Source organism: Pseudomonas zhanjiangensis, from assembly GCF_041027545.1.
Taxonomy (GTDB): domain Bacteria; phylum Pseudomonadota; class Gammaproteobacteria; order Pseudomonadales; family Pseudomonadaceae; genus Aquipseudomonas; species Aquipseudomonas zhanjiangensis.
The window spans coordinates 1-4,007 of record NZ_JBFTEG010000042.1 but is presented as its reverse complement, the minus strand read 5'-3'; the positions used below and the strand labels follow the sequence as shown (position 1 = coordinate 4,007).

2 protein-coding genes and 1 pseudogene are annotated in these 4,007 nt (G+C 52.1%); 1 reads left to right on the top strand and 2 read right to left on the bottom strand.

All coding sequences use genetic code 11. The features are described 5' to 3' along the window. Positions 1-415 precede the first annotated feature (415 nt). Complete coding sequence (locus tag AB5S05_RS21890; RefSeq protein ID WP_369289614.1) at positions 416-1,168, top strand: hypothetical protein; 753 nt, start codon at positions 416-418, stop codon at positions 1,166-1,168. Positions 1,169-1,220: 52 nt separating this feature from the next. On the opposite strand, the gene AB5S05_RS21885 is transcribed toward AB5S05_RS21890, so the two are convergent. Further along, positions 1,221-3,773, bottom strand: a complete 2,553-nt coding sequence (locus AB5S05_RS21885; protein ID WP_369289613.1) for an HsdM family class I SAM-dependent methyltransferase — start codon at positions 3,771-3,773, stop codon at positions 1,221-1,223. Between the two features lie 116 nt (positions 3,774-3,889). Then, a pseudogene (locus AB5S05_RS21880) lies at positions 3,890-4,007 on the bottom strand (IS1595 family transposase); the annotation flags it as partial.

The following is a 4,007-nucleotide window of genomic DNA, read 5'->3' as shown; positions in this document are numbered from 1 at the left end:
CACCAAGGCGGCTGCCTCGCGTTTGAACTCGGCGGAAAACGTACGTCGTTGTTTGCTCATCAGACACCTCTCTCACGGCGAGGATTTTCGCCTAAATCGGTGTCCGGGATCAGTAGACCACTACAGTCCGGGCTCAGGAGACGCCCCGGAGCGGCGCGCGTCAATTCGTACGTATGCAGTGCCGCTCCGACCCCAGCCGCCCGCTGGTGCGGGCCATCATCTGCGCCCCACAGAGCCCGAAAAGTAAAGTTAAGTCATTGATGTACAAATTATTTTTCTTTCCTTGAATTGGAAGCGGGTCATATTCTTATCGAAAGCGTAGGCATTGCTGCGCCCGTGCTTTGGTTGGGATGAGCCCCGCCGGTTACGTGTTTTGGGCCTCTCCCGGTTGTGACAACTGAGACAGGATCCCGACATGGCAACCATCGACTTCAACACCGTTCCCCGGGTCGAGTTGCTCAACGAGGAGCGCGCCCAGTACCTCAGCGACCGCGCTGCCGAGACGGCGACTGCCTTCTCGCGCAAGATCGAGAAGCTGCAAGCAACCGCCCTCGAAGCCCGAGACAAGTATTCCCGCGAGGCTGACGATATCATCGCCTCCGCCGCCTCCGAGGACCGCGCCGCCGCTCGTGCCTTCGCCAAGAAGGCCGCCGCGAACAAGGCCGCCAACATTCACCGCAATCTCATCGCCTCCTCCGAGGCTGACCGCGCCGCGATGCTCAAAGGTCTTCAAGACTATGCAGCGGAGGCCGCCGCCATCGCCTGCGTATACGCCTCGCCCGCAACTATGCTAGGCCGTGTCGCCTTGGGCGATCCGAAACGCACTCACCTGATGCAGCAACTCGAAGGAGCCGGGCCAGTCGAACTCGAAACCGCCGCCCGTACCGCGATCATGACCGGCGACCTCGTCTTGGGCGCGGCCATCGCAACCGTGATCGACCGCCGCCCGAGGGACCGCCGCCCATTCTGCGTCCAAGCCTTCGCGGAGCGCCTGCTGGGCGAGATCTGGAAGCGCATGACAGACAAGCTCGAAGGCGTCCAACTCGCCTACAAGTCCGCCGTTGCGGCTGATCGTGAGTTTGTCCGCGGCAAGGCAGACGGAATCACGAACCTTTCGCTAGCGCTGTCCCGCCAGGCAATAACGGAAGTAGATGATGAAATCATCTAGAGATAAGCAGCAAAAAGGGGAACCCCTAGCTGGGTAGGAGCCCCCCTCGTGATTACACCTGCACGACGTGCGCAGAGCGCGGAGGGATGTTGGCGTTAGGTGCATGAGATTCAAGTTCATCACGTACTACACGCGACAACACCATATGCCCATCCCGAACTTCTTTTATCCGTTCCTCAATTGAGGTCCGCACGGCAGCAGAAGTGATTCTCGGAAGGACAATCTTGGTTATGTCCTCAACAGCAACGGAGGATAAACCGTCAGACCCTGTTGCCCTAGCACGCATTTGGACTCGGAATGCCTCCGAGCAAAGCCCAAATACGAGGTCAGGTAGCAAATGCTCTTGTCCTGGGATTACCTCGAAGTGAGTACACCCAGTTGTAACAACAAGATTCCCATCCCCTGCCTCATCCCCAGCAATCATCCACTTACCAGCACTTGACCAGATGTTAGCGATAAAAACATCGCCGGGAGCAGCAAACTGCTTTCCACGATCTGGCAAAGCCCAACCAAAATACTCTTCAGAAATATATGCACCAAAGTTCTCATATATTTTTTCAATTTCCACATAGCGATAGACCGAACTCGCCTGCTTTTTCAACCTTCTGACCACAGGCCTCAATACATCGCCGACAGAGAAATGCTCCAGTGACCTTATAGCATTACAAACACTGAGATGCTTAGGACACCAAAACTTCGGATCAAGGCACAAGTCAGCACGACCAATTACCCCTGACGCCTGAACAACCCAGCTATCTGAAGAGCAGGCCTCAGATACCCCCTTCGCGAGCCACGGGAAAGCATCCACCACCGTAGATGAGTATAGCTCTTGAGCGACACGATTAAAGTCCGCATCAAGAATAGGCATATTATCCGCATCCAGGATAACGGCACCATCCGTGGGATCACGTTTATAAACGCGACCAGACCTATTACTTTGAAGATCCCAACCTACTTTTTCGACCAAGTTAAAATGTATAGGAAAGTCAGCACTATCCGAAGCCTCAGCCAACGGCTCCTCTCGCTTCTCCAAAATCACAACTGAGGCAGACACATCTGCACCAGACTTCTTAAAGGTGAACCGGGGGAATCCAACCACAGCAGCAACTCGCGCTTGGCGCAGCAGCCACCTTCTAAATTCCGTATAGCGAGGGCTCCTATTACCCAAGTACCCATTAGGCAAAATGATACCTACCCGCCCTCCCGGCCTAATCGAACGCATGCACACTTCAACAAAAAGAATTCCGGTTTCCTGGGATTTTAAAGGAACACGCTTCCCACCTTTTTCCTCAGTACCTAGCTCGTACAGGGCAAGCACATCTTTTCGCTTCTCAACAATTCTCGTACCAAATGGTGGGTTACACAACGCGACAGTATAATTACCCTCGTGCTTCTTGATATCCTTTAAACTATCACCAGACTCAATGTGCGCCCCACCCGCGCCGTTAATTATCATATTAAACACAGAAAGATTGACAGCCATGTCAGCAGTATCTACACCATGGAGCTGCGAAGATATATCAACCCCATGACGATCTAAAGCAACCCGCTTTGCTCCAACCAAAAAATCTGATGTCCCACAAGCAGGATCTCTCACCACATCCCCAAAACTCGGATTTACGAGCTTCGCGATAAGTTCAATCACTTCGTAAGGTGTAAAGTACTGCCCAAGATCGACCTTATACAAAAACCTTCCGAAATACATGAAGAAATCTTGTATGACCTGAGGAGATGAATCGAGAATATTGATCGCGCATAGAATCCTCGACACCTCCTTCAAAGTCGCTCCAGTGCAGCCAATCTTAGTAGATGGTTTCTTGGGCAAGAGCGGGCCATACATAACCAGCGATTTACCCAGGCCATCTTCAAAAATCTTCAAGACATCAGCATCCAAATAATTGTGAACACTGAAATCCTGGATAATCATCCTTCCATTTTTAGCTTTCTGGCTCTGCTCATCAAAAACTTTGAGGAGAAGGATTTGGAACAAAATCTGATATCGATCATCCTTAGAATGACCCGCTTGGTGCAGCGTGTCGTCCAAACGATCAAATCTTTTGACGAGATCAAAGGCAGGCTTTAGGTCGCTGAAATTGATATCATTACCACCAAAGCTTGACCCAAATGCAGGAAGCATCGCGATCGAAGCCTCTTTTGGCTCATAATGCGTACCTTTATCTTCTTTGAAAAAGACAGTCTGCTCGACATCATCCCAATAGATTCCAAGACAATCCTTCGCTGAAGCTAGATCCAGTGCAGGCTTTAGCTGATGCTCCTTCGCTGACTCAGAATCTGCCGAGTCGCGTTTGATTTCCCCCACGATCTTCATGAGCTCCCGTCGCCTCTCTTCCGGCTGTAATTTCACAGCGGCCACAGGCCTGTCATACACAACGACATCAGCACGCAAGGAGTTTTTCTTCGCGTGCCCAAACCTAAGAACCACTGTCTCAGCTTCAATCCGGTCCTCCGGGTAGCCCTTCGACAGCAGAAAATTGATGCACTCAATGCGGCGCTTCTCTTCTGTGAAGGTGAGGCCATCTTTAGCTTTCAGCTTGGCCTTGAGAGCCCCGCGGATTGGGCAAAACAGCTGAGGATTGGAAGTCATAAATTCTACCTTACACTATGGTGTAAGGCTATTTTTGCACGACCAGCGGCGTCATGCAAGACAACCTTACACTATGGTGTAAGGCTTACCATCACCCAGGTAGCGTAAAAAAAAGGCTATGTCCCAATAGCGTGTTGCGCGGTGCGTCCTACCGCCTCCTGGATGCAGTGAACTGGCCGAATGCTTTGCTGGTAGCGCTCAAGCATGCGGCGCCAGCCCAGGTAATTGGGGAGG

Bases quoted from the DNA above. Each gene is read 5' to 3' on its own strand.
- AB5S05_RS21890 (WP_369289614.1), top strand. From the start codon at position 416: ATGGCAACCATCGACTTCAACACCGTTCCCCGGGTCGAGTTGCTCAAC.
- AB5S05_RS21885 (WP_369289613.1), bottom strand. From the start codon at position 3,773: ATGACTTCCAATCCTCAGCTGTTTTGCCCAATCCGCGGGGCTCTCAAG.